25 protein-coding genes are annotated in these 26,266 nt (G+C 69.5%); 5 read left to right on the top strand and 20 right to left on the bottom strand.

What is annotated here, in order from left to right; translation table 11 throughout:
• From VF557_20075 to VF557_20060, 4 genes are all read right to left on the bottom strand, one after another.
• Nucleotides 1-93: leucine zipper domain-containing protein (locus VF557_20075; protein ID HEX8082517.1), on the bottom strand; the 93-nt coding region annotated here is incomplete at its 3' end.
• A 233-nt stretch (nucleotides 94-326) separates the two neighbouring features.
• Complete coding sequence (locus VF557_20070) at nucleotides 327-1,178, bottom strand: hypothetical protein (protein ID HEX8082516.1); 852 nt, start codon at nucleotides 1,176-1,178, stop codon at nucleotides 327-329.
• Between the two features lie 230 nt (nucleotides 1,179-1,408).
• Nucleotides 1,409-3,340, bottom strand: a complete 1,932-nt coding sequence (locus VF557_20065) for a hydantoinase B/oxoprolinase family protein (GenBank protein HEX8082515.1) — start codon at nucleotides 3,338-3,340, stop codon at nucleotides 1,409-1,411.
• Nucleotides 3,337-5,436 (bottom strand): hydantoinase/oxoprolinase family protein, encoded by a 2,100-nt coding sequence (locus VF557_20060; GenBank protein ID HEX8082514.1) that lies wholly within the window; start codon nucleotides 5,434-5,436, stop codon nucleotides 3,337-3,339. The genes VF557_20065 and VF557_20060 overlap by 4 nt, the downstream gene beginning before the upstream one ends.
• A 230-nt stretch (nucleotides 5,437-5,666) precedes the next feature.
• Here VF557_20060 and VF557_20055 point away from each other — a divergent pair, with 230 nt between their 5' ends.
• From VF557_20055 to VF557_20045, 3 genes are all read left to right on the top strand, one after another.
• Nucleotides 5,667-6,752 (top strand): hypothetical protein, encoded by a 1,086-nt coding sequence (locus tag VF557_20055; GenBank protein HEX8082513.1) that lies wholly within the window; start codon nucleotides 5,667-5,669, stop codon nucleotides 6,750-6,752.
• Between the two features lie 180 nt (nucleotides 6,753-6,932).
• The gene (locus VF557_20050) at nucleotides 6,933-7,187 is read left to right on the top strand and encodes a type II toxin-antitoxin system prevent-host-death family antitoxin (GenBank protein HEX8082512.1); all 255 of its coding nucleotides are present in this window, start codon (nucleotides 6,933-6,935) and stop codon (nucleotides 7,185-7,187) included.
• A complete protein-coding gene (locus VF557_20045; protein HEX8082511.1) occupies nucleotides 7,184-7,615 on the top strand; it encodes a type II toxin-antitoxin system VapC family toxin in 432 nt (143 codons plus the stop codon). The genes VF557_20050 and VF557_20045 overlap by 4 nt, the downstream gene beginning before the upstream one ends.
• 24 nt (nucleotides 7,616-7,639) lie before the next feature.
• On the opposite strand, the gene VF557_20040 is transcribed toward VF557_20045, so the two are convergent.
• Nucleotides 7,640-8,758, bottom strand: a complete 1,119-nt coding sequence (locus tag VF557_20040; protein ID HEX8082510.1) for a TerD family protein — start codon at nucleotides 8,756-8,758, stop codon at nucleotides 7,640-7,642.
• A gap of 189 nt (nucleotides 8,759-8,947) precedes the next feature.
• Between VF557_20040 and VF557_20035 the strand changes: the two genes are divergently transcribed.
• Together VF557_20035 and VF557_20030 are read left to right on the top strand one after the other, a co-directional pair.
• On the top strand, nucleotides 8,948-12,526 hold the full coding sequence (locus tag VF557_20035) for a hypothetical protein (protein ID HEX8082509.1): 3,579 nt from the start codon (nucleotides 8,948-8,950) through the stop codon (nucleotides 12,524-12,526).
• A gap of 282 nt (nucleotides 12,527-12,808) precedes the next feature.
• On the top strand, nucleotides 12,809-13,120 hold the full coding sequence (locus VF557_20030; protein HEX8082508.1) for a hypothetical protein: 312 nt from the start codon (nucleotides 12,809-12,811) through the stop codon (nucleotides 13,118-13,120).
• 5 nt (nucleotides 13,121-13,125) lie between these two features.
• Here the strand turns inward: VF557_20030 and VF557_20025 are convergent, their stop codons facing one another.
• The 15 genes from VF557_20025 to VF557_19955 form a co-directional block, all read right to left on the bottom strand.
• The gene (locus VF557_20025) at nucleotides 13,126-14,025 is read right to left on the bottom strand and encodes a carbon-nitrogen hydrolase family protein (GenBank protein HEX8082507.1); all 900 of its coding nucleotides are present in this window, start codon (nucleotides 14,023-14,025) and stop codon (nucleotides 13,126-13,128) included.
• Complete coding sequence (locus tag VF557_20020; GenBank protein ID HEX8082506.1) at nucleotides 14,025-14,672, bottom strand: carbon monoxide dehydrogenase subunit G; 648 nt, start codon at nucleotides 14,670-14,672, stop codon at nucleotides 14,025-14,027. Before VF557_20020 ends, VF557_20025 begins: the two co-directional genes overlap by 1 nt.
• Nucleotides 14,669-17,071: an aerobic carbon-monoxide dehydrogenase large subunit gene (cutA, locus tag VF557_20015; protein HEX8082505.1), complete on the bottom strand. Its 2,403-nt coding sequence runs from the start codon at nucleotides 17,069-17,071 to the stop codon at nucleotides 14,669-14,671. The genes VF557_20020 and cutA overlap by 4 nt, the downstream gene beginning before the upstream one ends.
• Nucleotides 17,068-17,601 (bottom strand): (2Fe-2S)-binding protein, encoded by a 534-nt coding sequence (locus VF557_20010; GenBank protein HEX8082504.1) that lies wholly within the window; start codon nucleotides 17,599-17,601, stop codon nucleotides 17,068-17,070. Before VF557_20010 ends, cutA begins: the two co-directional genes overlap by 4 nt.
• 82 nt (nucleotides 17,602-17,683) lie before the next feature.
• Nucleotides 17,684-18,568, bottom strand: a complete 885-nt coding sequence (locus VF557_20005; protein HEX8082503.1) for an FAD binding domain-containing protein — start codon at nucleotides 18,566-18,568, stop codon at nucleotides 17,684-17,686.
• Nucleotides 18,565-20,001, bottom strand: coding sequence for a solute carrier family 23 protein (locus VF557_20000; protein HEX8082502.1), 1,437 nt, complete (start codon nucleotides 19,999-20,001; stop codon nucleotides 18,565-18,567). The genes VF557_20005 and VF557_20000 overlap by 4 nt, the downstream gene beginning before the upstream one ends.
• Before the next feature lie 127 nt (nucleotides 20,002-20,128).
• Nucleotides 20,129-20,506 (bottom strand): type II toxin-antitoxin system VapC family toxin, encoded by a 378-nt coding sequence (locus VF557_19995; protein HEX8082501.1) that lies wholly within the window; start codon nucleotides 20,504-20,506, stop codon nucleotides 20,129-20,131.
• 2 nt (nucleotides 20,507-20,508) lie between these two features.
• Nucleotides 20,509-20,730 carry a hypothetical protein gene (locus VF557_19990; protein HEX8082500.1) on the bottom strand — a complete coding sequence of 74 codons (222 nt, stop codon included), beginning with the start codon at nucleotides 20,728-20,730 and terminating at the stop codon, nucleotides 20,509-20,511.
• Between the two features lie 34 nt (nucleotides 20,731-20,764).
• Entirely contained in the window at nucleotides 20,765-20,950 is a 186-nt protein-coding gene (locus VF557_19985) for a hypothetical protein (GenBank protein ID HEX8082499.1), read from the bottom strand.
• Between the two features lie 131 nt (nucleotides 20,951-21,081).
• Nucleotides 21,082-22,047: an agmatinase gene (gene speB / locus VF557_19980; GenBank protein HEX8082498.1), complete on the bottom strand. Its 966-nt coding sequence runs from the start codon at nucleotides 22,045-22,047 to the stop codon at nucleotides 21,082-21,084.
• 31 nt (nucleotides 22,048-22,078) lie between these two features.
• Nucleotides 22,079-22,642 carry a TIGR00725 family protein gene (locus VF557_19975; GenBank protein HEX8082497.1) on the bottom strand — a complete coding sequence of 188 codons (564 nt, stop codon included), beginning with the start codon at nucleotides 22,640-22,642 and terminating at the stop codon, nucleotides 22,079-22,081.
• A 10-nt stretch (nucleotides 22,643-22,652) separates the two neighbouring features.
• Nucleotides 22,653-23,141 carry an SRPBCC family protein gene (locus VF557_19970; protein ID HEX8082496.1) on the bottom strand — a complete coding sequence of 163 codons (489 nt, stop codon included), beginning with the start codon at nucleotides 23,139-23,141 and terminating at the stop codon, nucleotides 22,653-22,655.
• Nucleotides 23,142-23,196: 55 nt separating this feature from the next.
• Nucleotides 23,197-23,535 (bottom strand): metalloregulator ArsR/SmtB family transcription factor, encoded by a 339-nt coding sequence (locus tag VF557_19965; protein ID HEX8082495.1) that lies wholly within the window; start codon nucleotides 23,533-23,535, stop codon nucleotides 23,197-23,199.
• A gap of 352 nt (nucleotides 23,536-23,887) precedes the next feature.
• Nucleotides 23,888-24,262, bottom strand: a complete 375-nt coding sequence (locus tag VF557_19960; protein HEX8082494.1) for a hypothetical protein — start codon at nucleotides 24,260-24,262, stop codon at nucleotides 23,888-23,890.
• A 226-nt stretch (nucleotides 24,263-24,488) separates the two neighbouring features.
• Complete coding sequence (locus VF557_19955) at nucleotides 24,489-26,204, bottom strand: PucR family transcriptional regulator ligand-binding domain-containing protein (protein HEX8082493.1); 1,716 nt, start codon at nucleotides 26,202-26,204, stop codon at nucleotides 24,489-24,491.
• Nucleotides 26,205-26,266: the final 62 nt, after the last annotated feature.

Here is a 26,266-nt window from a genome sequence, read left to right as displayed (position 1 = left end):
GGCAGCGCGACGCAACGGCCAGCCGTCCTCCACGACACAACGGGCCAGGCGCAGACGACCGAGTTCTGACAACGGGGCATTACGGTGGGACACGAAGACCTCCGGTGGTGTGCGTTCCTCGACAGCTCGCACTTCACTCGGAGGTCTTCGCCTTGTCAGCCAGCCACGCCGTCACCAACGTCTGTGGTCAGTACAGCTAGCGCTCACCGCTACTGTTGGTCACCAGAGCTCTCGAGCTAGAGCGCCTAGCGATCGCACCCACTGACGGGAACGTACATATCCACCGGGCCAGCTTTGGTTGACCCGGTGCGCCCTTTCCTTACCGGCTAACCCTCACCGTGCTGGTTACCTGAATCCAAGGAAGGCGGGTCGGCGTTAGATTGACCTTCCTGAGCGGAAGGTATGCTTTCCAATTCCAAAGGCTTCTTATTCTCGATGGCCTTCGGCTGCCCGTTTTGAACCGTCTCGACAATTTGTTTGGTGTTTGAAATCGCAGTCTCGATCTTATACGCCATGTCGTTGTAGCCTGCAAGAAAAAGTGACGAAGCCGCAAAAAGCGCTAAGAACTGCTTCCCGGCCTTAGACCTCGTGACGCGCTCAAACAAGTCCGGTCGTGTAATGCCAGTAGCGATAACCCGCTCAACGACACTCGACACACCCCAGGCACCCGTGATGGTGAACTCGTCGATTGCCTGATCCATGCTTTCGATGTGTTGCCGAAGAAACAGTCGAAGGTCAGCAGGCAAGTCTTCTTCCGTGTCAACTATGGACCTCAAGTCTGCCAGCTTATCCTTTAGCAATTCCAACGATGTATCAGGCCAGTCACGCCCTAAGTGTGGACCATCAAGAGCGAGCGAAGCAGCGTAAAGACCGTGAACCTGCGCTTCGCTTAGCAGGAACCCGCTTTCTGTAATCGCACCGGTCCACCGCACATCATTCATCATGACTGCCCGCTGCCAATAAGGGGCTGCCCACAGTAGAGCGCTCGTATTCTTTCCGGAGACTCGCACTCCTTTCACGGTCTCCCTGTACAGGGAGATCACTGCGGGCATGTGGTCGAGCACGGTCTCCTCAGAAGTGCCGATCGCAACCGCCCAAGCCCCCAGCCAAGACGTTGCGTGCGGAGGCAGGGCGACGATATCGGACAGAAGTTCGTGAAGTTGAATGGCCGGGTTCATGTAGTCGCCTCGCGCATCTGCAGATGCATAAAGCACGCGTCCGCAGGCCCGGCTACCTAGCAGGCACCAGCGTAGAAGGCCACGACGCACGTATCCATGACCGAGCGCTCCTGTGTGAACCGCTATAGCAGCGCTGACCTGCCCGGTCGGCGCTGAGCCGAGACGTTCGGGTCGAGCCCGGCGGCAGCATCACTTCTCTGACCCCGCGCGGGTCGTACCAGACGAGACCCTTAACGACTTAGGTGGTCGTACTCGGAGGACTCCGCGCCGCCGGACAGGGTGGCGTAGCCGGGGCCGCGGTCGAAGAATGGTGGGTCGACCGGTCTGGCCGCGGCAAGGCGTGCCCGCAGCTCGATGGTGGCCGCGGCGTCCACGGCCAGCTCGTCACCGGCGCCGGTCAGCACCACGCCGTAGTCGGCGCGGGCCGCCGCGGCCGACACCTTGCCCCACCGGACGTCACGCAGCACCGCCTCGGCAGCCCGCCGCAGCGGGTCGCCCCAGCCACCGCCGCCGGTGGTGCGGATCCGGATCACCTCACCGGCCCGGACCGGCTCGGCGTCGGCGAGGGCGTCCACCACCCGCTCGTTGGGCCCGCCGGCGTCGATCACGACCGAGAACGGCTGCCCGGCCTTGCCGCCGTTGACCCCCCAGCAGGCCAGGATCGACCGGTCCGCGATCGACATGAAATGGCCGTCCTTGAGCATCCGGATGTGCTTGTCGTAGCCCAGGCCGCCGCGGAACTCGCCCGGGCCGCCGGAGTCCACCGCCAGGCCCAATCGCTCGACCAGGAAAGGAAACCGGGATTCGGTGAACTCGGTCGGCAGGTTGCGCGAGTCCGGCACGACGTGAATGGTGTCCTCGCCGTCGGCGTAGTAGCGTCCGCCCGAGCCGCCGCCGAGCACCTCGCGCATCAGGTACGGCCGGCCGTCGGTGTCCTCGCCGTAGACCCCGGTGTAGCGGATGGTCTCCTGGTCGGCCGGCATCCGGCCGTCGACCGCCTTGGCCAGCACCCCGGCCAGCACTCCCAACAACCGCAGGATCACGAAGGTCCGGGCGTTCGTCGGCGCCGGGAACACCGGGGTGAGCAGCGTGCCGGGCGGCGGGAACCGCATCTCGATCAGCGGCACCACCCCCTCGTTGACGTCGAGCTCGGCCATCCGCTCGGGGCTGTCGGCGAGATTGCGCAGCACCGGCGCCAGCCACTTCTTCAGAAAGTTGCCGTCGGCGTAGTCGCCGCAGTGGTTGATCGGTCCCTTGGCCTGCGGCGCGGTGCCGTTGAAGTCCAGGATCAGCCTTTCGCCACCTGGGTCTTCGGCGCCGGTCCGGGTGAGCGTGATCCGCTGGGTGTGCAGCTTCGGCGGCTCCACCCCGTCGTGCTCGGCGTAGTCCTCCCAGGTCCAGCTGCCGACCGGGATCTTGGTGAGGATCTCGCGCCGGTAGGTCTCGGTGGTGCGGTCGACGATCTGGTCGAAGCACGCCTCCACGGTGCCGCGGCCGTAGCGCTCGAACAGCTCGGACAGCCGGCGTGAGCCCATCAGGCACGCCGAGCACTCCGCGTCCAGGTCCGCCGCCAGCGAGTCCGGCATCCGCGAGTTGCGGGTCATGATGGTCAGCGCGGCGCGATTGGGCACGCCGGCATCCCACAGCTTGATCGGAGGCACCATCAGGCCCTCCTCGAAGACGCTGGTGGCCGAGCTGGGCATCGAGCCCGGCACCGCGCCGCCGATGTCGTCGTGATGGCCGAAGGCCTGCACGAACGCCACCACTTGCACGTCGTCAGCAGCCCCGGTTTCGCCTTGCACGAAAACCGGAACCGTCACGCACAGGTCGGGCAGGTGGCCGATGCCGCCCTCGGAGCGGTAGACGTCGTTGTGGAAGTACACGTCCCCGGGACGCATCTCGGCGAGCGGGAAGTCCCTGGCGATCGGGTGCACCAGGGCGGAGTAGCTGCGCCCGGTCAGCTTGCGCAGCAACCGGTCATGGATGCCGGCCCGGAAGTCGTGGGCGTCGCGGATCATCGGAGATCGGGAGGTGCGCGCGATCGCCGTCTCGACCTCCTGCTCGACGGCGGCCAGGCTGCCCTGCACGATCTCCAGGACGATCGGGTCCACCGTCACGCCGCGGTCGGCGGTCAGCGAGTCGGTCGGTGGGCTTGCGTTCATGCTGTCGCCTCGCGGCTGATCAGCAGGTTGGCGTAGTCGTCCACCCTGGCGCTGAAGCCCGGATGCAGCGGCACGGTCGAGCCGAACTCCTCGATCACCGCGGGGCCGGTCAGCAGGTCGCCGGGACCGAGATCCGCCCGCCAGTACAGCGGCGTCGGCAGGTAGCGCCGGCCATCGAAGCACACGTCGCGGGTGCCGGTGCGGGCCCGCTCGACATCGCCGGCGGGCGCGTCGTGCCGGCGCAACTCGGGACGGCGGATCGGCCCGATGCCCGAGACCCGCAGGTTGACCCACTCGACCTGCTGGCTGGGCTGGTCGCGAAAGTCATAGCCGTACAGGCCGCGGTGCGCGTCGTGAAAGGCCAGCGCGACGGCTTCCAGAGCCGATCGGGTCAGCTCGCCTTCGGCCACCGGCACCCGGACCTCGAAGGCCTGGCCGAAGTAGCGCAGGTCGGCCGAGCGGAGGAACCGGTGCCGCGACTGGGCAAAGCCCTCTCGATCGAGCGCGGCGGCGGCCTGGCCGGTGAGCGCGGCGAAGCTGGCGCTGACCTCGACCGGGTCCAGCTCGGCGTGCTTGGCCACCGCGGTCTGCACGTAGTCGTTCTTGACGTCCACGGTGAGCAGCCCGAAGGCCGAGACGTTGCCCGGGTCAGGCGGCACCAGCACGCCGCGCAGGTTGAGGATGTCGATCAGCCGGCACAGCAGCAGCGAGCCCGACCCGCCGAAGGTGGTCAGGGTGAACTCGCGGACGTCCAGGCCCCGCTGGACGGTGATCTGGCGCAACGCGTTGGCCTGGTTCCAGGCCGAGATCTCCAGCACGCCGCTGGCGCAGGCCGCGAGCTCCAGCCCGAGTTCGGCCGCCAGCTTGGTGAGGCCGGTTCGGGCGGCGGCGTTGTCGAGCGGGATCTCACCGCCCAGCAGGTGCGGCGGTATCCGGCCCAGCACCAGGTGCGCGTCGGTGACGGTGACCTCGGCGCCGCCGGTCCCGTAACACAGCGGGCCCGGGTCCGCGCCGGCCGACTTCGGGCCGACTTTCAGCGCGCCCTCCGGCGAGATCCAGGCGATCGAGCCGCCGCCGGCCCCGACGGTCACCACGTCGATCATCGGGATCTTGGACGGGTAGGCGCCCACGGTGCCCTCGGTGGTCAGCGTCGGCTCGCCGTCCAGGACCACCGAGACGTCGGTCGAGGTGCCGCCGCCGTCGCAGGTGAGCACCTGGGCGAAGCCGGCGTTGGCCGCGATCATCGCCGCGCCGAGCGCGCCGGCGGCCGGGCCGGACAGCACCGTCGTGATGGGCTGGTGCACCACCTCGGCGGCCGACAGCACGCCGCCGTTGGACTTCATCACGTAGAACGGCACCTCATGCCCCTCGGTGAGGGCGTCGAGGCGGCGGGTGATGGCGCCGACGTAGCCGGCCACCTTGGGCTTGACCGCGGCGTCGACCAGCGTGGTCATCGACCGCTCGTACTCGCGGTACTCGCGCAGCACCTCCGACGAGATCGAGACGACGGCCGAGGGGTGAACGGTCGCGAGGATGTCGCGCATCCGCTGCTCGTGCGCCGGGTTGGCGTAGGAGTGCAGCAGGCAGACCCCGATCGTGTCGATGCCCTTTCCTTTGAACCACTGGGCGATCTCGATCGCGCCGGCTTCGTCGAAGGGCCGGACCTCGGCGCCGGTGTAATCCAGCCGGCCACCGACGGTGCGGACCCGGTCAGCCGGCACGATCCGCTCCGGCTTCACCCAGAAGTAGCTGTTGCCGTAACCGTCGGGCACCGACTGCCGGGCGATCTCGAGGATGAACTCATAGCCCTCGGAGGCGATGAAGCCGAGCACCCCGACCTTGCCTTCGAGCAGCTGGTTGGTGGCCACCGTGGTGCCGTGGCAGACCGCGCTGAGCGCCCGGCTGGCCTGCTCGCGCGGGATGGCGAGGATGTCGAGCACCTTGTCGATTCCGGCCAGAAAGCCCTGCGCCGGATCGGCCGGGGTCGAGGCGATCTTGGTGCTGACCAGCTCACCGGTCTGCTCATCGAAGGCGACCACGTCGGTGAAGGTGCCGCCGGTGTCGATGCCGACCCGGATGCGGCGCTGCCCTGACATGCCAGCAGTCAACTGTGGGTAGGCAGCCGGCTGCTTCGGCGAATACTGCCCGAGCCACCGCTCTTTCCTTGGCACGTCCGCCGAGCTTCGCCCCACCCTCGCCCCGGCTCGCCTCCAAGATCGGATGCTGACCTCACCGATGCCTATCTGTGTCTGGAGCACTGCGCCGATTCGTGGGAGTGTGATGCCTATCACGGCAATCGTACGTATTGCCCGTATCGGAGGGTCGGATGATCACTGAAAGACTCAGATCGCTGGCAGCGCGACGTTGGTGGGCAGGGGGTGCCGCCCTCGCCATACTGGCGGCCGGCCTTGCCGTGGCCGGTCCGGGGGGCAGCGCCCAGGCGGCCGTCCCGGACAGGTTCGGCTTCGTGCTCTGGGACGGCAGCACGCCGGTGGCCTCGGGCACCTCGCCGGCGGCGACCACGGTGACCGTCATCGGCGTCGGCCGGTACCAGGTGATCTTTCCCGGACAGGCGGCGGCTGGCGGGGTAGCTCACGTGACAGCGATCAACAACGCGCCGCACTGGTGCCAGGTGGACAGTTTCGGCCCGTCCGGCGCGGACGAGAAGGTGCTGATCAGTTGCTATCGGGTCGGCGGCGCGCTCGACCCCTCCTCGTTCAGCGCGATCTTCAGCAGCAGTTCAGGCCCGGCCGCCGGGCCGGGGCAGTTCGGCTACGTCCACTCCCAGCCCAGCGGCGCCCTGATCAGCCAGTACAACTCGGCAGGGGTCGCGAACAGCGTGACCCCGACCGGCGTCGGGCAGTGGCTCGTCAAGTTCCCCGGCCTGGCCACGCCCGGCCCGACCGACGGCAGCCTGCAGGCCACCGCTGTCAGCCCTCAGATACCGGCCCGCTGCAAGGTGGGCGCCTGGGCGTCCTCAGGCAGCGGCCAACAGGTCAAAGTCTTTTGCTTCGGCGCCGGTGGCGCGCCGCTGAACACCCAGTTCACCCTGACCTACCAGTACCAGCGATCCCTGTACGGGGCACTCATACCGCCGAAGTACTTCGGCTACCTGTGGAACAGCCCGCCGCTCGGCCCGCCGTCGACCAACTTCAACAGCCAGGCCGGCCCGGGCGTCAACACGATCGCCAGCGGCGGTGTCGGCCTGTCCATGGTGCGGTTCCCAATGCTGGCCGTGCCGCCGGACACCGTTCAGGTGACCGCGGCCGGCGGAGGCTCGGAGTTCTGCGGCCTGAGCTGGTTCTGGGTCCACAGCCTCTCGGAGGTCATCGTGCGTAACGTCAACTGCTTCACCAACGCCGGCGCTCCGATCAACACCGGATTCCTGATCAGCCACAACTCCCGCAACTGAGTCGCGAGCGGGCCTGCGCAGTTCGTGTTCCATCATGCGGTGAAGGCCGGCCGTGCTCGGTTGACTGAGCACGGCCGGCTACCGGCTCGGCCGGCTACCGGCTCGGCCGCCTGCGGGGCTGCCGGTGTGGCTATACTTGATAAGCTATTTGTAGCCACAGTCTCGCCGGCGGGAGTTTCGATGGACGTAGGCATCAGAGAGTTGCGAGACAACCTCAGCCGTCACCTGGCCTCGGTCCACGACGGGCACACGGTCACGGTGACCGACCATGGCCGGCCGATCGCGCGAATCGTGCCGATCGGGCAGCCCACCAGGCTGGAGACCCTGATCGCCGAGGGCCGGGTGGCCAAGGCCGCTCGCCGTAAACGTCCCGCCCCCGATCCCTTGCTCGCAGGGGGAACGGTCTCTGACCTCGTCCGTGACCAGCGGCGGTGATCGGCTATCTCGACACCTCAGCCTTTGTCCCGCTGCTGATCGCCGAGCCGAGCAGCCCGTCCTGCCGTCGCTTCTGGGACGACGCCGACACGGTCGTAGCAAGCCGGTTGATGTACGTCGAAGCCGCGGCTTCCCTTGCCCAGGCGAGGCGGCTGAACCGGCTCACCACTCGAACGCACCGCGGCGCGCTCACCTTGCTCGATCAGCTATGGGAGCAGGTCGATGTCGTGGAGGTGGACCAGCCGGCAGTCGTCCGGGCCGCGGCGCTGGCCGAGCAGCAGCTCGGACTTCGAGGCTATGACGCTGTGCACTCCGCCGCCGCCGAGAGCGTCCTAGACGATGACCTGGTCGCGGCGGCCGGTGATCGGGAGTTGCTGGCCGCCTGGTCGAAGCTGGGACTGGCCACGTACGACACCAACGCGCCCTGAGTCGCGGTCGCTGTCGCGGTCGCGTCAGGCGCCGATGAGGCGGTCGATATGGCCGCGAATGAGGTTGGCGATACCGGGCGTGGCCACCTTCACCTGCAGGATGTGCTCCTCGCGGCGAGGGTCGTCCGGTCGAAAATCCTGATTGGCCATGAAGGATTCGACGATCACCAGGATGCCGTCGAAGAGCGGGCGAAGCTTGGTGACCTGCACCTGGCTGTGCGCCAGTTCCCTTCGGATCTTGCCGCCCTTGATCTGGAATGCTCGCTGGTCGGTGACGACTATGACGCGGGTGTTGAAGGCAGTGTCGGAAGCGATGACCAGCGGAACCTCGCCGCTGGCCGACAGGATCTTGCCGATCGCGTCGGCTTCCTTCCCGAAATCGCGTTCGGCCGATCGTCGTTGGGATTTCTCATCCGGTGGGGGTGGCTCGAACGCCTCCTGCACCTGACTCGCGATATCCCCGGTCCGCTGGGCAGCGCCCTCGGTGGCGGGAGGTCCCGCAGGCGTTCCGGCCATCGGAGCGGACGGCGTCATCGTCGGGTCGGGCACGGGCGCGCCGCCCCCCGGCGGGGACGGCCGCGCCGGCGCTGACGGCTGTGGCGGTACCGACGGCGGTGGCGGCGGCGGCGCTGGAGCGTCGTCGACAGTGATGCCGAAATCGGTCGCGATGCCGGCCAGGCCTGCGCTGTATCCCTGACCTATCGCACGGAACTTCCACGCGCCGGCGCGGCGATACAGCTCGCCGCAGAGAAACGCGGTTTCGGCGTTTCCCTGCATGGGAAAGCGCGCCAGCTGCTGCTCGGTCAGCGCGTCGACCATGGACAGCTCCAGACCCGAGATCTGACCCAGGGTCGCTCCGCTGACCGATGCTGTGATCATGACCCGGGCGACGTCGGCAGGCACCCGGTCCAGGTCGACGTCGATCCGGTCGAAGTCCTGGCCGGTCTGGGACTTGGTCAGGTGCGCCACGGCGCCGGAGGGATGGCGAGGCTGGTTGTAGAAGACGAAGTCCTCCTCGACGCCGACCTTGCCATGTGCCTGCAGCAGCAGCGCGGACAGGTCCAAATCAGCCGGCCCGGGCGCCTGCGACCAGCGCAGCGTCATCCGCACCGCGGCGGCGGACACCGCGATATTGCTACCCATCCGCATCTCGGTCACGCCGCAGATGCTGTCACACACGCTCTGAGGAGCAGGGCAGGCCTCTCAGAGACGGGGCTCTCAGAGGACAGGGCTCGTACAGCTCCTGGCCTGGATCTGGCCGGCCGGTGACAGGACGGCCGCGAAGTTCAGCGATCACTGCCGGCACCCCGTGCGCGCCGCTATGGTTCGCATGTGAAATCGCAGTTGAATTCTGCCGCCGGCATGGGCACGTCCGAAGAATCCGCGCAGGCGGCGGCTGAGCCGTTGATCGGAGTGCGGTCCTGGCCCGGGGCGGTCAGCTCGTATCGGATCGACGGCACCGAGCAGTCACCGAGCCTGTCGGTCACCGTCTCGGCTCCGGCCGTGCAAGGGCCGCACGGGCCATCCGGGCCGTTCGAACCATCCGACCCCCTCGACCCATCCGGGACCCCCGCCGAGCGGGCCGCTCGGTACCGGCTGATCTGCTCGCAACTGGACCAGCCCGGGCTCACCGTCTCACTGCTGAGCACGCTCAACCCGGGCCTGGCGATACCGGTCGCCGATGGCGCGTCCTCGCTACGGCGTCACGCGGCCGCTGCCGAGCTGCTGGCCTCGGCCACCGCAGCCGTCACGCCGCCCGACCTGACAAGCGTTGGCACGCTTGAGGAGCTGATGGACAGCTATGGCGTGCCGGCGCAGATCCTGGCCGCGGCTAACGCTGACCGGCCGTTGAACAGCCTGCTCGCTGCCGGGCAACCTCTGGTAGACCGGGCCAGCCCCACTGAGCCCGACACCGTTCCGTCCGACGCCGAGCCGTCCGACAGCGAGCCCGACACTGAGCCGTCCGACACCGTTCCGTCCGACACCGTTCCCTCTGATTCCAGCAGTCTGGCCGAGGTCGCCGGCCGGCTGGGCATCACACCAGAGCAGCTGCTGGAGGACAACCGCAGGCTGCTGCTGGCCGCCGAAGCGTCCTGGGTGCTGCCCGGTGTGGTGGCGCTGCCCGCTGACACCGCACTCAGCCGCCCACTCGCCGTGCTGGCCGGTGACGGCCCGTTGACCGCCTCGGAGGCGCAGGCCCAGCACGGCTGCCCGTCCGAGATCTTCGCCGCCCTCAACGCCACGGTGCTCGGCGTGCTGGAGCCGAGGGTGCAGCTCAGCATGGGCGCCACGACAGTCACCACGGCGCGGCACGACACCCTCAGTGCCGTGCTCCGCCGGCTCGCCGCGGCGGGGGCCCGGCACACGGTCGCCGAGCTGCTGGCGGCCAACGCGTCGACGCCGCTGTTCCGCCCGGGCGCCCGGGTGCTGCTGCCACCACCACCGGTCACACTCACCGCCTCGGAACAGCTTGTCGGGACGTTTGCCGCGCCTGCCTTCGAACTCGCGATCACGCTGCGCTTGGAACGCCCGGCAGCCACCGGTCCGGCCGGAATCCGGGAGGCAGCACCCGTGCCGGAGCCCGAGCCGACGCCCGCGCCGGTCGAGCAGGTGGAGCAGGTCGAGCAGGTCGAGCACGTCGACTCGGTGGTGCCTGCCCCCGCCCAGGACGCGGTGTCCTTCGGGGCATTCGTCGATGCCTGCCTGGTGGCCGTCCCGAGCATCCGGCTGGCCACTCCCCGGCAAGGCACCGCTCAGCCAGCCGGCGCTGAGCAAGCCGGCAAGGCTGACGCCCTGTGGGCCGTCGTCTTCGGCGGCCAGGGGATCACCAGCGTGCGGCTGCAGCCACCGGCCGGTCACGCCGACGCGCGGTACCTCGCGCCACGGCCGCTCTACACCGCCCCGTTGCACTTTCAGACACCGGTCAGCGAGCTGACTGACCTCGGCGCTCTGGGACAGCCGACGCAGCAGACCTTCCACGACGTCGACGCCGAACGCTGGGCGCGCCGCTTTCTGACCGATCTGGACCGTTACCTGGACGCGCCGTTCGCCACCCTGCTGAGGGATCAGGCGCCCGAAGCCCTGCTGGAAGTGCGGCACGATCTCGCCGATGCGATCGCCGCCGACGCCGCCGTGGTGCTGGCGCCGGACCCGGCGCCAACGCCGGCTCCAGCCCCGACGCCTGCCCCGGCAGCCGAAGCTGACGGATCCGCCGAGGCCGCCTGGTTGCCACCGGCCCGGGCGGCGCTTGCCTCGGCCTGCCGGAACAGCCTGGCCGGTGGGTACGGCTCGGTCACCGTCCAGCATTCGGTGGTCGCCGTGACCGGATTCGGAAAGGACCGGACGCCGGCCGCGCGGCTCGGTGGCGTTGTGCGGGCAAACGGTGTGGCGCAGCCGAGCACGACTGAGCTGAGCCAGCAGGACGGCTGGTCGACCTTCGCTCTGCAGACCTCCCAGCAGGACGCCTTGCGGCACGGCGACACCAGCGTCACCGTGCACTGCGACCAGGTCTTCGACTCGCTGACGATCGATGGCGGCACGGCCGACCAGGGCCAGGTCACGCTGTCGTTCGTGCGCCCGCTCGCCGGCGACTACCTGCCCAAGGACGTCAGCGCCGACCTGGGCGACCTCGAGCTGCCGCTCGCCCAACGGCTGCGCCCTGCTCCGCCGGCACTGAGCGAGGTCTCCGCGCAGCCGAGCTGGACAGGGCCCGGCCAGCCAACCCTGAACCAGGCAGCCTATTGGACACTGGCAGTCCGCTACAGCCACGAGCACGCCGCGCACGACGAGGTGCGGCTCTCGGTCTGGCACCCTGCCCTGCCCGACGCCGCTCCGCACGCTGCCAGCGCACCCGGCACGACGCTGGCCGAAGCACTGGCTGGTTACGTCACTGTCGCCGATCAACTGGCGGAGCTGCTGAGCTGGAACACCAAGCCACCGAAGGGGCGCGACGTCGCGACCGCGCGGCAGGTCCGCGAGAACGCCACGGCGACTCTGGGCAACCTCGTCGGCGCAGTCGCCGAGGCTTGGGCCGGCCACCCCGAAAGGTCCCCTGCCGCTGGCGTGAGCACCACTGGCCCGAGCCCGGCGAGCGCGGACGGCGACAAGCGCCACGAGTACCGGCTGCGAGCCGGCTACGGGTGGAACGCCGAGGGCGAACGGCAACTGGAACGGCTTGTCGTGACGAGAGATCGAGCGGCCGCAGGTCGACACGCCAGCGACTGGCCGGTGATCACGTGGGAAAGTGACGATCAGCAGGAGGCATTGACAGCGGGACCTGCGCTGGACGGTCAGCGCGACTACACCCCGGCTCGGCCGGTCGCCGCGTCGCAGCCGCTCACCTTCCGGCTGGAGTGGCCGGGCTTAAGCGTGGCGACCCAGTCGATAGGTCGGGCCGAGGTCACGGTCGCCCGCAACGCGGTGCTGCGGGCAGGCACCCGTACCAGTCCGGATTTCGTGCTGGCCTTGCCGAGCCACACCAGCGACAGGGTGAGCCCGGCCAATGTCTGGACGCAGGACATCGCGTTGAGCGGCGCCAGCGTGGAGCAGGCGTTGCAGGCCTGCTTCGACACGCTGTTCGGCTCGCAACCGCCGTTCGACCCGCGATCACCCAACGCAAACGGCCGAGTCACCGTCGCGATCCGGTACAGCTACCTGCTCACCACCCCAGGTCCGGACGACCCCGGGCTGCGCACCGAGCTGTCGGTGGCCTTCGCCGAGGCGGCGCTGTCCCACTCCGAGCTGGCCGGTGACCTTGCCCGCGTGCTCAAAGACTGGTGTGAGAAGGTCAAGCCGCCCGTCGACGGCGCCGAGTGGCACTTTGGCCTTACCTTGCTGTCACCGCGCGACGGCGAGCCGCCGCTACTGACCCTGGACCGCTTGGTGTTCGCGCTTCCCGCGACGGCGAAGTAGTCCTCGGTCTCGTCCCGAGCCATTTCCCCATGACGACAGCCAGCGATCAGACCGCTCACAGCGCGGCGAAGGCTCGCTCATCGCCTGGCCGGCTGCCTGCCGCATTCCGAAGCAAGTCCGCTTTGCCCAAGGTGGCCGGAACAGTGCTGGCGATAGTGCTGGGGCAGTGGCTGCACCAGCGCGGGGTCTGGCACCTCCACCCCGGCGACCAGCGGTGCTCCGCTCACGCTGCGAGACTGCGGGAAGGAGGCAACTGATCCCGGCGGCCCGGACGGTGGCGTGGTGGCCGGGCTGGACTGGCCCTCCGGTGAATGGGCACTGCGAACGCCCGCCCCGGCCTATGTCTGTATCGCCAGTTTCGGCGGATCCACCCTGACCGTGGAGCAGGCCGGCAGCCCCCTCACCGTGCAGCCGGCCCGGTTCACGGTGCCGCAGGGCGGCGGGGTGCTCCCAGTGACCCTCACCGTCACGGCCAGCGGCACCACCACCCTGGGGCTGCGAGTGGTCAGCCCGGCCGGCAAGTGGCAGCTCCTACGGACGGTCGCCCTGGTGGTGGCAGACGGCGAGCGGTGGCATCTCGAGCGGGCCAGCTGAGCGGCTCAGCCGAGCTTGAACGACGTCCGGGCCTCGCCCAGCAGCCGCTCGGCGTTCTTGCGGATCAGCGCCAGGTTGCGGTCGGCCAGGTGGTCGAAGGTCTGCGGGACCGATGATCCGGGGGTGAGCGAGCGCATCGCGGTGTCGGGGTCCAGCCGGGCCGACACCCAGCACTCGTGCGACGAGGCCAGCGCGATCACCTCGGCGATCGGGGTGACGATCATCGAGTTGCCGAAGTAGATCACCCCGCCCGGGTCGATGCCGGTGGCGTTCGAGCCGATCACGTAGACGTGGTTGTCATAGGCCCGGGCGCGGTTGGTCAGCTCCCAGATGTCCGCCGAGCGCAGCAGCGCCGAGGGCCGGCAGATCACCTCCGCGCCGGCCAGCGCGGTGATGCGGGACAGCTCCGGGTAGTCGCCGTCGAAGCAGATGATCACCCCGATCCGGCCCAGCGAGGTGTCCACCACCAGGATGTCCTCGCCCGGGGTGGTCCAGCCGCCGCCGTCGGCCCGCTCGTGGCCGAACGGGTGGGTCTTGCGGTAGACGCCCAGCAGCTCACCGGTGGGGCTCAGCACCACCGCCGCGTTGTAGACCACCCCGCGTTGCGGGCCGCGCTCGTAGGTGCCGAGCACCAGGTGGCTGCCCAGCTCGGCGGCCAGGTCGGCGAACGGCTGCAGCACCGGGCCCGGCAGCTCGCTGACCAGGTCCCACAGCTGCTCGGTGTCGATCCCGGGGGTGAAGCCGGTGGTGACCGACTCGGGCAGCACGATCAGCTCGGCGGCGGTCGCGGCGTGGCAACGCCTGGTCAACTCGATCGCCCGGGCGGTGTTGGCGGCCACGCTGGCGGCGGTCAGCGGGCCGGGCACGGGCGCCACCTGGACGGCCGCGGCGGTGAACTCACGCATCAGCGATACCTCCTGTTCAAGCGGGCGGTCCTGGCTCCCACCAGCACGCCGAGCAGCGCGGTGGCCGCTCCGAAGATCGCTCCCAGTATGAACGACTTCGGCTCGCCGGCGATCTGCCGGCCAGGCACCGCCGGATCCCGGTACACCACCGGCATGTCTTCCCGCGCCGGTTCCGCCGAAGCCTCGACCGGGACGGCGGCGGCCGGCCGGTTTCCGGTCAGCACGTCGTCCACCCCGGTGAAGAACTCACCGGCTAGCTTCTTGGCGACCCCGATCAGCATCCGCTGTCCCACGCCGCCGATCACCCCGCCGATGGCGGCCTCGGCGTCATAGCTGAGCCGGGTGCCCTCACCGGCTTCGGCCAGGCTCACCCGGACGTCGGCGCTGACCGTGCCGGGGACGCCGGCGCCGGAGGCCTTCATCAGAAAGGTGTTCGGCTCGGGCAGGTCGGTCAGCGACACGGTGCCGGCGTAGCTGCCCTTGATCGAGGCCACCCCCGCGGTCACCGTCATGTCATAGCTGTCCGGGCCGGTGGCGACCAACCGCTCGCAGCCCGGGATGGTCGCCACCAGCACCGCCGGATCGCGCAGCGCCGCCCAGACCTTTTCGACCGGCGCGTGCAGCACCGCCTCGCCTGCCAGCTTCATGACCGGTTCCCCTTCCGCTGGCCGGCAGCGCGGCGCGCCGACCGTAGTTCGAACAGCTCGCTCGGTGAGATCGGCATCTTGGTGATCTCGAAGCCCTCGGCGTCGGAGATGGCCGCGGCGAACACCGCGGCGCCGGGGATCACGCCCGCCTCGCCGGCGCCCTTGATGCCCAGCGGGTTCAGCGGCGACGGGGTCTGCAGGTGATCGATCTCGATCTCGTCGGGCATTTCGGAGGCATAGGGCATCAGGAAGTCCATGAATGAGGCGTTCTGCAGCTGGCCGGCCTCGTCATAGGCCATCCGCTCGTAGAGCGCGCCGCCGACGCCCTGGGCGACCCCGCCGTGCACCTGGCCGGCCACGATCATCGGATTGATCAGGGTGCCGCAGTCGTGCACCACGCAGTAACGCAGGATCTTGATCTCGGCCGTGTCGGGGTCGGTCTCCACGATCACCGCGTGCATGCCGTTGGCGAAGGTCGAGCGCAGCGGCGAGTAGTAGTCGCGGCCCTCGATCCCCGGCTCGTCGTCCTCGCCGACCGGCGGCAGCTCCGGATGGCCGACCGCGAACTGGGTCGCGGCCTTGGACGCCTCGTCGAAGGCGTAGCGCAGCGGGTTGGACAGCACCGCGACGGTGCCCAGCGAGATCTCCGCGCTCGGGCTGCCCTTGACCCGCACCTTTCCCTCGACGATCTCGAGGTCATCGGCCTCGGCCTCCAGCGCCTCGGCCGCCACCTTGAGGATCTTGGCGCGCGCCGCCCGGGCCGCCAGCGCGATCGCCGACCCGCTCATCACCGCCGCCCGGGAGGCGAACGTGCCTACCGCGTAGGGGAAACGTCGGGTGTCGCCGGTGACCACCTCGATGTCGGACATCGGCACCCCGAGCTCGTCGGCGACGATCTGGGCGAACGCGGTCTGGTGACCCTGGCCCTGGGAGGTCAGGCCGGTGGCGACCTTCACCTTGCCGGTGGTCTCGACCTGGACGTGGCCACCCTCGTACGGCCCGACGCCGGTCCCTTCCACGTAGCAGGCCAGCCCGATGCCGACCTGACGCCCCTCGGCCCGGGCCTGGGCCTGGTAGTCGGACCAGGAGTCCCAGCCGATCAGCTTCTTCAGCTTGGCCAGCGAGGCGGGGAAGTCTCCGGAGTCATAGATCAACGGCCGGCCGTCCTGAAAGATCAGGCCGTGGTCATAGGGCATCTCTTCGGGCTGGATGAAGTTGCGCTCGCGCACCTCGGCCCGGTCCAGGCCCAGGTCGGCCGCGATGGCGTCCATCGTCCGCTCCATCGCGAACACGCCCTGCGGCCGGCCGGCACCGCGGTACGGGGTGACGATCACCGTGTTGGTGTAAAGGGATTCGAACTCCACGCGGTAGGCGCCGGGCTTGTACGGCCCGAGCAGCTGGGTCGAGGTGATGATCGGCACGATCAGGCCGTACGGGATGTAGGCGCCGTGGTCGTGCCAGAACCGCACCGACAGCCCCAGCAGCCGGCCGTCGTCGTCGTAGCCCACCTCGATCCGCTGCAACTGGCCGCGTTCGTGGGCCGAGGAGATGAAGTGCTCGCGGCGGTCCTCGGTGAACTTCACCGGCCGGCCCAGCGCCCGGGCCGCCATCGGCACAAGCACCTCCTCGGGCCACGGGTGCATGATCTTGACGCCGAAGCCGCCGCCGACGTCCGGGGTGATCACCTCCACGCTGCCCAGGTCCAGGCCCAGCTTGACCGCCACGGCGGCACGCACCCCGGTCGAGGTCTGGGTCGAGGTCCAGATCCGCAACCGCTGCGCGTCGGTGTCCCAGCGGGCCAGCACGCCCCGGCCCTCCAGCGGGGTGCTGGCCGAGCGCTCGATGTCGAGCTCCAGCTCGAGCCGGTGCGGGGCCGCGGCGATCGCGGCGGCCGCGTCGCCGGTCTCCTGGACGAAGTGCGCGGCCACGTTGCCCGGCACGTCCGGGTGCACCAGCCGCTCGGCGGCGCGGGCGGCGGCGATCCCGACCACCGGCGGCAACACCTCATAACTCACCACGATGCGCTCGACGGCGTCTTCGGCCAGGTAGCGGTTCTCGGCCACCACCATCGCCACCGCCTCGCCGACGTAGTTCACCTCGTCGCGGGCCAGCGGGTACTGGGTCCGGCCATGGGTCAGCGCCGGGTGCGGGATCAGCAGCGGCAACGGGTCGGCCAGCGGGCCGGTCAGGTCCTCGTAGGTGTAGATGGCCAGCAGGCCGGGGACTTCCAGCGCCCCGGTCACGTCGATGTCGAGGATCTTGGCGTGCGCGTGCGGTGAGCGCAGCACCGCCACCTCGACCGCGTCGGCGCCCAGGTCGTCGAGGTAGCGCCCGCCCCCGGTCAGCAGCCGGCGGTCCTCTACCCGCCGCACCGGCTCGCCCATCATCCGGGTGGTCATGCCTTGGCCTGCTTGCCCAGCTCGGCCTGCTTGCCGAGTTCGGCCTGCTTGCCGAGTTCGGCGGCGCGCAGCACGGCCGCCACGATGTTCTGGTAGCCGGTGCACCGGCACAGGTTGCCGCTGATCAGCTCGCGGGCCTGCTCGGGCGTCGGGTCCGGGTTCTCGGCCAGGCCGGCGGTGATGGTGGTGAGAAAGCCCGGCGTGCAGAAGCCGCACTGCAGGCCATGGCAGTCGGCGAAGCCCTGCTGGACCGGCGACAGCGCGCCGTCCGGGCCGGCCAGGCCCTCGACGGTGGTGACCTGCTCGCCGTCCACGCTGACCGCCAGCAGCAGGCAGGACCGCATCGCCACGCCGCCGACCAGCACGGTGCAGGCGCCGCACACCCCGTGCTCGCAGCCGACGTGGGTGCCGGTCAGGCCCAGGTCGTGGCGCAGGCAGTCCGACAGCAGCCGGCGGGCCGGCACCTCTGCCCGCCGCTCGATCCCGTTCACGGTCAGGGCGATCCGGTGCCTGGTCTCAGCCTCACTCATGCCATCACCGGCTCTTCGCGCGAGCGCTCATCGCTGCAATTCGCTCCGGTCCTCGCTCGCTGGCGCTCGCTGCGATCCTCACTCATGCGGCCGCCTCGCCGGAGTTGCCGGCGGCCCGCTGAGCGGCCAGTCTCAGGGCCCGTCCGGTCAGCACGCCGACCAGCTGGCGGCGGTACTCGGCGCTGGCGTGGATGTCGGGCTCCGGATCGACCGCGGCCCGGGCGAAGGCGGCCGCCTCGGACAGGTCGGCGTCGTAGGCCCGTCCGCTGATCGCCGCGGTCAGGTCCAGCACCAGCGGCGTCGCCGAGACCGACAGGTAGCCGGCCCGGGCGGCGGTGATCCGCAGGTCCTCATCGAGTTCGACCAGCACCGCCACCCCGCAGACCGCGTAGTCCCCGTGCCGGCGCGACACCTCGGCGAACGCGCTGCCCGACCTGGCCGGCCGCGCCGGAAAGCTGGCCTCGATCGCCAGCTCGCCCGGCTGGACGTCCGATTCCAGCGGGCCGGTGAAGAACCGGTCCGCGGGCACAGTGCGCCGGCCGGCGGTCGAGGCCAGGGTCACCGACCCTTCCAGCAGGCACAGCACGGCGGGCAGCTCGGCCGACGGGTCGGCGTGCACGAGGCTGCCGACGGAGGTCCCGCGGTTGCGGATGCTCGGGTGCGCGATCACCGCCAGCGCCTCGGCAAGCAGCGGTTGGCGGTCCCTGGCGCCGGCGTCGCGCAGCACCGCGGCGTGCCGTGCCAGGGCTCCGACCCAGACGGCGTCCGGGCCGGAGCGTACGTAGGCTAGCTCGCTCAGCCGATTCACGTCGACCAATCGGGCAGGTGCGATCAACCGCATCGACAGCAGCGGCAGCAGGCTCTGGCCGCCGGCGAGCACCTTGGCGTCCGGACCGGCCTCGGCGAGCAGTCCCAACGCCTCGTCGAGGGACTCCGGGCGGCTGTAGTCGAACGCTGACGGCTTCACCGTTTCCTGGGACCTCCTTGATGACCTGCTGCCGGGGTGTCGGTGATCGGAGCGGTGTTCTCCGCCGGAGCGGAGCCGAGCCTTGGTGCCAGGATATGCACCAGGTGGTAGCCGACCAGGATGATCAACGTGCCCGCCGCGATTCCGGTGATGGAGAAGGTGTCGCTGAACTTAATGGTCAGGTTGCCGATACCGGCGATGATGCCAGCGGCCAGCGGGACCAGGTTGATCGGGTTGCCGAAATCGACCCGGTTCTCGACCCAGATCTTGGCGCCGAGCAGGCCGATCATGCCGTAGAGCACCAGCGTGATGCCGCCGAGCACCCCGCCCGGGGTGGCTGCCACCACCGCCCCGAACTTGGGGCAGAACCCGAACAGGATCGCCACCACCGCGGCGATGTAGTACGCCAGCGTCGAGTAGATCCGGGTCGCTGCCATCACCCCGATGTTCTCGGCGTAGGTGGTGGTCGGCGAGCCGCCCACGAAGGAGGCCACCGCGGTGCCGACGCCGTCACCGATGAAGGCCCGCCCGAGGTAGGGGTCCAGGTCTTCGTCGGTCATCTCCGAGACGGCCTTGACGTGTCCGGCGTTCTCGGCGAGCAACGCGATCACCGACGGGATCACCAGCAGGATGAAGGTGATGCTGAAGGCGGGCAGGTGCGGGCCGGTCAGCTCGCCGAAGGTCGGGCTGGTGATGTCCTGGGGCAGGCCGATCCAGTCGGCGCTGCGCACCCCGCTCCAGTCGATCCGGTGGCCGGTCGGCGTGCAGGCGGTGGTGACTTCGGCAGTGCACTTGGGCACGTCGTTGATCCGGTCGGCGATCCAGCTGATCAGATACCCGAAGACCAGCGCCAGGAAGATCGCGATCCGGCTGAGGAAGCCGCGGACCAGCACCGTGATGATCAGCACGAAGAGGGCTGTCAGCAGGCCGATCCACTGCTGGGCCGGGAAGTAGACGCTGGTGGCGACGGTCGCCAGGTTGAAGCCGATCAGCATCACCACGGCGCCGGTCACCGCCGGCGGCAGCACCGCCCGCACGTAGCGGCTGCCGCCAAAGTGCACCAGCACGCCGACCGCGGCCAGCATCACCCCGGCGACCAGGATCGCCCCGGTGACGTCGGCCGAATCGCCGCCCTGCGCCCGGATCGCGGCGACCGCGGCCACGAAGGACGCCGAGGTGCCCAGGTAGGAGGGCACCCTGCCCTTGACGATCAGCAGGAAGATGATGGTGGCGACGCCGGACATCATCACGGCCAGGTTCGGGTTCAGCCCCATGATCGCGGGGAACACGAAGGTGGCCCCGAACATCGCCACCACGTGCTGGGCGCCCAGGCCGCTCATCCGCAGCCAGGACAACCGCTCGTCCGGACGCACCACCGCGCCCGGCGGCGGCGTCTTGCCGCCGTAGACCAATTTCCATCCGAACGCAGACATCTGGCCTCCACGCTTTCTCGGCCGCGCGGTATCCACGCACGGCGCCGCTACACGGTGAAGTGTTGAGCCAAAGATCGACCCGGCAGCTGTGACACGCCGCAGGTCCGAGGAGGCGGCGTGGCCGGGACTATCGCGGCACGACGGTGATCGGGCACCGGGCACCGGGTATTCTGCTCAGCCGCGCATCGGCCGTGAGCAATGCGCAGCCAAGCTGTTCTGCCAGAGCGACGTAGCAGGCGTCGGAGGCCGAGACGTTGTCGCGCAACTGCCACACCCTGTCCAGCAAGGCATAAACGGGGTATCTCGTCATACCCAGCCGCCGCCACCGGTCCAGGGCCGTCCAGCCGCCGGCGGCCGTGAGTTGCTGAGCGGCGACCCGGCGACGCAATCCGCTGGCGACCTCGGAGTCGACGAGGTGCGGAGCATGCAACTGCTCCGCGGCAAGCGATCGACGCGCCGGACCGTCGTTCAGCAACGCCGACAGGGCTGCCGAGGCATCGACCACGATCACCGGTCGGCTCGGCCGGCGTCCACGTCATCAAGCACCGTCGCGATGTCCACGTTCAGATCCGGCAGTGACCCGAGCAGGGCGGGATTGTCCGCCCTGCGCGAGACCTCGGTCAGCTCTCGCACGGCCACGGCGCCCACCGAGGTGGCGTCTCGGGCAGCGAGCAGCTCCAGACGTCGCACGACCTCGTCCGGGACGTTCCGCAAGTACAGCGTCCTCATGTCGCAGAATGCTAGCCAACTGCTTGCATTCTTGCTACTCCCTGAACGTGCTGGTTGCCTCCTTGGTGTCCTCCTCGGCCGGCTGCTGACGCTGAGCGGCAGCCGGCTTGCGCACCGGGTAGTCGTGCCGGAATTGCGGGTGGTCCTGGCGGCAGTGGTCCTCGAGTTCGGTGACCCAGGTGAATCGCAGCTCGCACTTCGGACATTGGTGGACCGTCATGACAGCTCCTCCGCCGCCCGACCGTCCCTGCACTCTGCCTCGGCGATCAGCCGTGCGGCGCCATCCACGGTAGGCCGGTTCGGTGATCAACTCCATGCCTGGCCGCACGCCTTGGCGCCGGCTGGCGCCCCTCAGCCCAGGGCGAGCACGGAGAGCAGCTCGAAGCCGACGTGCGCCGCCGCGATGCCGGTGATCTCGGCGTGGTCATAGGCCGGTGACACCTCGACGATGTCGGCGGAGACGATGTCGGCGCCCATCAGGCCACGCAGCACCGCGAGCAGCTCGCGGGAGCTCATCCCGCCGGCTTCGGGGGTTCCGGTGCCGGGCGCGTACGCCGGGTCGAGCACGTCGATGTCGACCGAGACGTAGACCGGCCGGTCCCCCAGCCGGGCCCGCATCCGCTCGATCACCCCGGCCACGCCGAGGGTCTCGAACTCGACGCAGCCGATCGTGGCGAAGCCCAGGTCGAAGGAGTCGCTCAGGTCCGACGGGGCGTACAGCGGCCCGCGGATGCCGATGTGCAGGCAGTGCTCGCGGTCCAGCAGGCCTTCCTCCGACGCCCGCCGGAACGGCGTGCCGTGGGTGTAGGGCTCGCCGAAGTAGGTGTCCCAGGTGTCCAGATGCGCGTCGAAGTGCAGGACGGCGATCGGACCGTGCAGGGCGTGCATCGCCCGCAGCACCGGCAGGGCGATCGTGTGGTCACCGCCCAGCACCAGCAGCTTGGCGCTCTGGCTGAGCTCGCGGACGCCGGCCTCGATCTGGCCGATCGCCTGGCCGATGTCGAACGGGTTGACCGTCAGGTCGCCGGCGTCGACCACCTGCTGGACGCCGAACGGAGCCACCTCGAGCGCCGGGTTGTAGGGGCGCAGCAGCCGCGAGCTCTGCCGGATGTGCGCCGGGCCGAACCGCGCGCCCGGCCGGTAGCTCACGCCGCTGTCGAACGGGACCCCGAGCACCGCCACGTCGAATCGCGGCACGTCCTCGCGACGCGGCAGCCGCGCGAAGGTCGGCAGCCCGGCGTACCTGGGGACCACCGCGCCGTCGAGGGGCCCCACCGTCGCCGGGCCGTCATTCGTGACCGGATCGTCAGTCGCCATTGGCCCAGTATCGCGCGGGGCCATCGGTGGCTCAGCCGTCGGGCGGGCCGAGCACCATCGTGACCGCCTCCGTGGCGGTGCGCGCCTGCCTGAAGCCGGCCACCGGCTGCCCGGACTCGTCCAGGACGGTCCAGCCGCCCAGCACCGCCAGCGGTCGTTGCCGTTGCAGCGCATAGCCGATCTCTATCAGCGTCCCGGGATTGCACCCGACGGCGATCACCGCGTCGGCGCTGGTGATCAGTGCCCCGTCCCTGGCCTCGGCCAGCCCGGTGGCCAGCGCGTAGTCCAGGAACGGGTTCGCATCCCGCCGATCCAGCCCCGGCAGCAGGCCGATCGAACGCCCCGATGCTTCGCGCGCGCCGCGGGCCGCCGCCTCCATCACCCCGGTGAGCCCGCCGCAGAGCAGGACGGCCCGCCGGCGGGCGATCTCGGCGCCGACCTCGTAGGCGAGCCGGCACAGCCGCGGGTCGGCCGTCCGCGGCCCGATCACCGCGACGTAGCGGTCCTGCTCGGGCTGCGCGGAACCGGCCGGTCCGGAGCCGGCCGGCGTGGAACCGGCCGGTCCGGCAGCGGCGCTTTCCTCACCGGCGGTCACGGGATGCGGCTCAACGCAGCGACACCGCGACCTGCTCGAGCAGCCGCAACGCGTCCTGCATGCCGGGTTCCATGCCGGAGTTGAGGTGCGCGTCCCGGGATTCCTTGCTGTCGTGCTCGACCAGGACGGTCAGCGTGGTGCGCCCGTCGCGCTCGGTCAGGGTGAGGGTGTTCAGCGCCTCGTGATCGGGCACCGGCTCGAAGACCTCGGTGGCGACCAGCCGCTCGTTCTCGACGATCTCGCGATACTCCCCGCTGAAGCCGAACTCGGACCCGTCGTGGGTCCTCGACACATAACGCCAGCGGCCGCCGACCCGGAGGTCGAGTTCGACGGAGGTGACCTCGCCACGCTCGGCGCCCCACCAGCGCTTTATGAGCTCCGGCGTCGTCCAGGCCCGGTAGACCAGGCGCCTGGGCACGTCGAACTCGCGGGTGATCAGGATCTGGGTGTCCGTGGGCAGCGTCACCACGGCGGTGCGGCTGCTTGTTCCTGCTGTCATCTGCCTGTCCCGTTCTGTGAGTTCCTACCGGGTGAGTCTGCTTGTTCTCGAACTGCTACTGCTCTTCGAGCTCCTTGAGCTCCTTGAGCACGGCGTCGAGGCGGTCCAGGCGCTCGGACCACAACCGCTCATAGCCGCTCACCCAGTCGTGGATGGGTTTGAGCGACTGGGCGTTGAGCCGGTACATCCGCTGGCGGCCGTCCTCGCGGACTTGCACCAGGCCCACCTCGCGCAGCACCCGCAGGTGCTTGGACACCAGCGGTTGCGCCAGCCCGAGCAGTTCGACGAGGTCGTTGACGCCGCGCTCGCCGCCGGCCAGGACGTCCAGGATCTGACGCCGCCGGACCTCGGCTATCGCGTTGAAAGCGTCCGCCGTCGTCGCCGCTCGGGCCATGCTGGAATCGTATTCCCATACGAGCATATGTCAAGTCGACCTAGCACGTCATGCCAAGTTAGTGACGGCCTCTTCACTTGGCCGGCGGCCGAGCCGGTGTACGGGGGTACGGACTCGACGTCGCTGCACCGTCGTGAGCGCGCGCAGGGGCGACTGCTGAGTTCGGGCTGCCTCGGGGTATGAGCGCGTCTTCCCGGGCCGAGGTAGTGGGAATCGCGCAGGGATGATCGGCCGCATCCGACTTAGCACGTGATTACCGCTGGACCGCCCGCCGCGTGCTGCGCTCATCTGAGTCGTCCTCGAACCCAACGTCACGGGCCGGCCTAGCGCCGGCCCGTAACGCGGAGTCAAATCAGCTGGTCCAGATGTCTTGCCACACGGTGCAGCTGATCAGCCAGCCGCTGTTGGTGAGACACGTCTGCATTTTCGCCCAGCGGTTCTCTCCAAGGTTGGTATTTAGGAAAACGCAGTCGCCGTTGTTCCCGTTCCCATCCCGCACCTTCCCATAGGCGGTCCCGCCAGGCACGTACCATTCAACCTGGATGCCGTAGCCGTCGGACTTTCGATCACATGCGTAAAAGTAGTCGCCGTAACTGTAAAACTTCCCGTATCCGGCGTCACCATGCCAAATCTCGGGGCTGTCGGCACTGGCTGGGGCGGCACTGGCGATCGCCAATCCACTGACCGCGCCAAGAGTCGCGCCCGCGCGCGCAATGCGTTTCCACATAGGGTCCTCCATGAATGAGTTCGCTCGTCTCGAGTAAGGCTTATAGGGTTAAAGCCTTCGGAGTGTGAAACATCATAAAATAATTTGAATTCGGGGAATCAGTCAATAAGCTTTTCGACTGACTCGTGCGATCACCGACTGGTTCTATGACGAGCATGACTCCCGAGGGAACCTCTGCCACGCGCCAACCCGCGTCCGTGCGGCGGGTGTCCGGAATGGAAGGCGCTCAGATGCCCCGCATCTGGACGACCTGCAACGCCAGCGCCACATCCAGCCGCAGGTTCGGATCGGTGGTGAAGGGGCCCACGATCCGTTCCAGCTTGCTGATCCGGTACCGCAGCGTGTTGTAGTGGAAATGCAGCAGCCGGGCGGTCTCGGCGACGTTGAGGTTGGTGTCCAGCAGCGTCTGCAGGGTCATCCGCAGGTCGGCGGCCTCGGCGGCATCTCCTGCCAGCACGCCGAGCACCTCGGTGGCGAAGGACTTCAACTCCGCGGTGTCGGGCACCAGGGACAGCAGCCGGTGCACGCCGAGTGAGTCGAAATGCGACACGCTGCCGGGCCCGTGCACCCGCCGGCCGACCGACACCGCCTTGCGGGCCTGGGCGTAGCCGGTCGCGATCTGGGACGGCTCGAGCACCCGGCGCGAGACGCCCGCGCTGAAGGACTGCCGACCCCCGCCCCGGTCACCGGACACCGCGGCGACCAGCTCGGACACCATCCGCGCCTGATCACCCGAGCGGGCCGGCAGCAGCGCGACGACCTCGTGGCTGAAGCCGACCACCGGCACGGTCTTGTCGCGGGCCCGCAGCACCTGCTGCCAGGCCGAGACGAAGCGCTCGTGCTGGGACCGGTGCACCACCGACGGCCCGGCCGGCGCCCCCGGCTTGCTGGGCTCGGCAGCGTCCAGCTCGGCCACCAGCACCACCATCGGGCGGTTGATGTCCCAACCCAGCGAGCGGCAGTGCTGCACGACCGGCTCGTCCGCCGCGACCTGGCCGGTCAGCACATCGCGCAGGTAGTCGCCCCGGAACTTGCCCTCGACCGCCGAGACGGCCAGCTCTTTGGTGATGGTCAGCGCCGCCACGATCGCCACCCGTTCCAGGGCCTGCACGGTTCCGGCCGGCAGCGGCTGCTGCCGGCAGGCCACGATCCGGCCATGATCGACGCCGTCGGCCACGATCACCGTCATCGCGATGTGCCCGCCGTGCTCCTCGGGCGTCGGGTGCAGCCCGATCGGCAGCCGCTCGACCAGGAACCGGCCGCTGCCGTCGAACAGCCCGCCCGTCGCGACCGCCTGGCGGTGCCCGGCGGCGCCCTCGTCGGCCAGCACCCGGCCGTCCGGCGTGGTGATCAACAGCACGCAATCCAGCAGCCGGGACACCTCGTCGGCGATCTGGGGCAGCCCGCCGCCGCCGAGCACGATGTTGGCGATCACCTGGTGCAGCGCGTCGGACTGGGCCATCAACTGGTTCTGCCGGTCCAGCAGCAGGCCGTAGATGTCGGCGAGCACCTCGTCGAAGACCACCTCATCGGGCAGCCGCAGCACCGGAAACCCCAGCTCGTCGGCCAGCTCGATCACCTGCGCCGGCAGCTCGTCGCTCTCCAGCTTGACCGCGATGCCCGACAGCTGCTGGGCGTTGAGGTCAGAGATCAGTTGCAGCCACCGGCTGCCCTGCTCGGCGTCGGCAGCGGCGTCCGGGGCCGGGCCCAGGGCGTAGGCGCTGCCGAGCAGCAGCTCGTTCGGCTTCAGCCACGGCAGGATGTCCGGCACTTCCATCACGCTGACCCCGCGGACCAGCCGGCCCAGGCCGGAGCCGCCCGCCAGCACGGCGGCGCCGGCCAGCCTCGGCGCCTTCAGCAGCTCCGCCAGACTGAGCCCGTCGGCTGCGGCCGCTGGCAGATTGCGTAGGTTGTCAGCCTGATGGTTGGCAACTGTAACCATCGGCAGAAGGTAGCTCACTGATTACGTTCCAGCCAGGGCCGCTTGGCAGTGGAACGCACCCG

Origin of the sequence: Jatrophihabitans sp., assembly GCA_036389035.1 — a bacterium.
GTDB lineage: Bacteria > Actinomycetota > Actinomycetes > Mycobacteriales > Jatrophihabitantaceae > Jatrophihabitans_A.
This window is presented reverse-complemented; position numbering and strand designations above follow the sequence as displayed.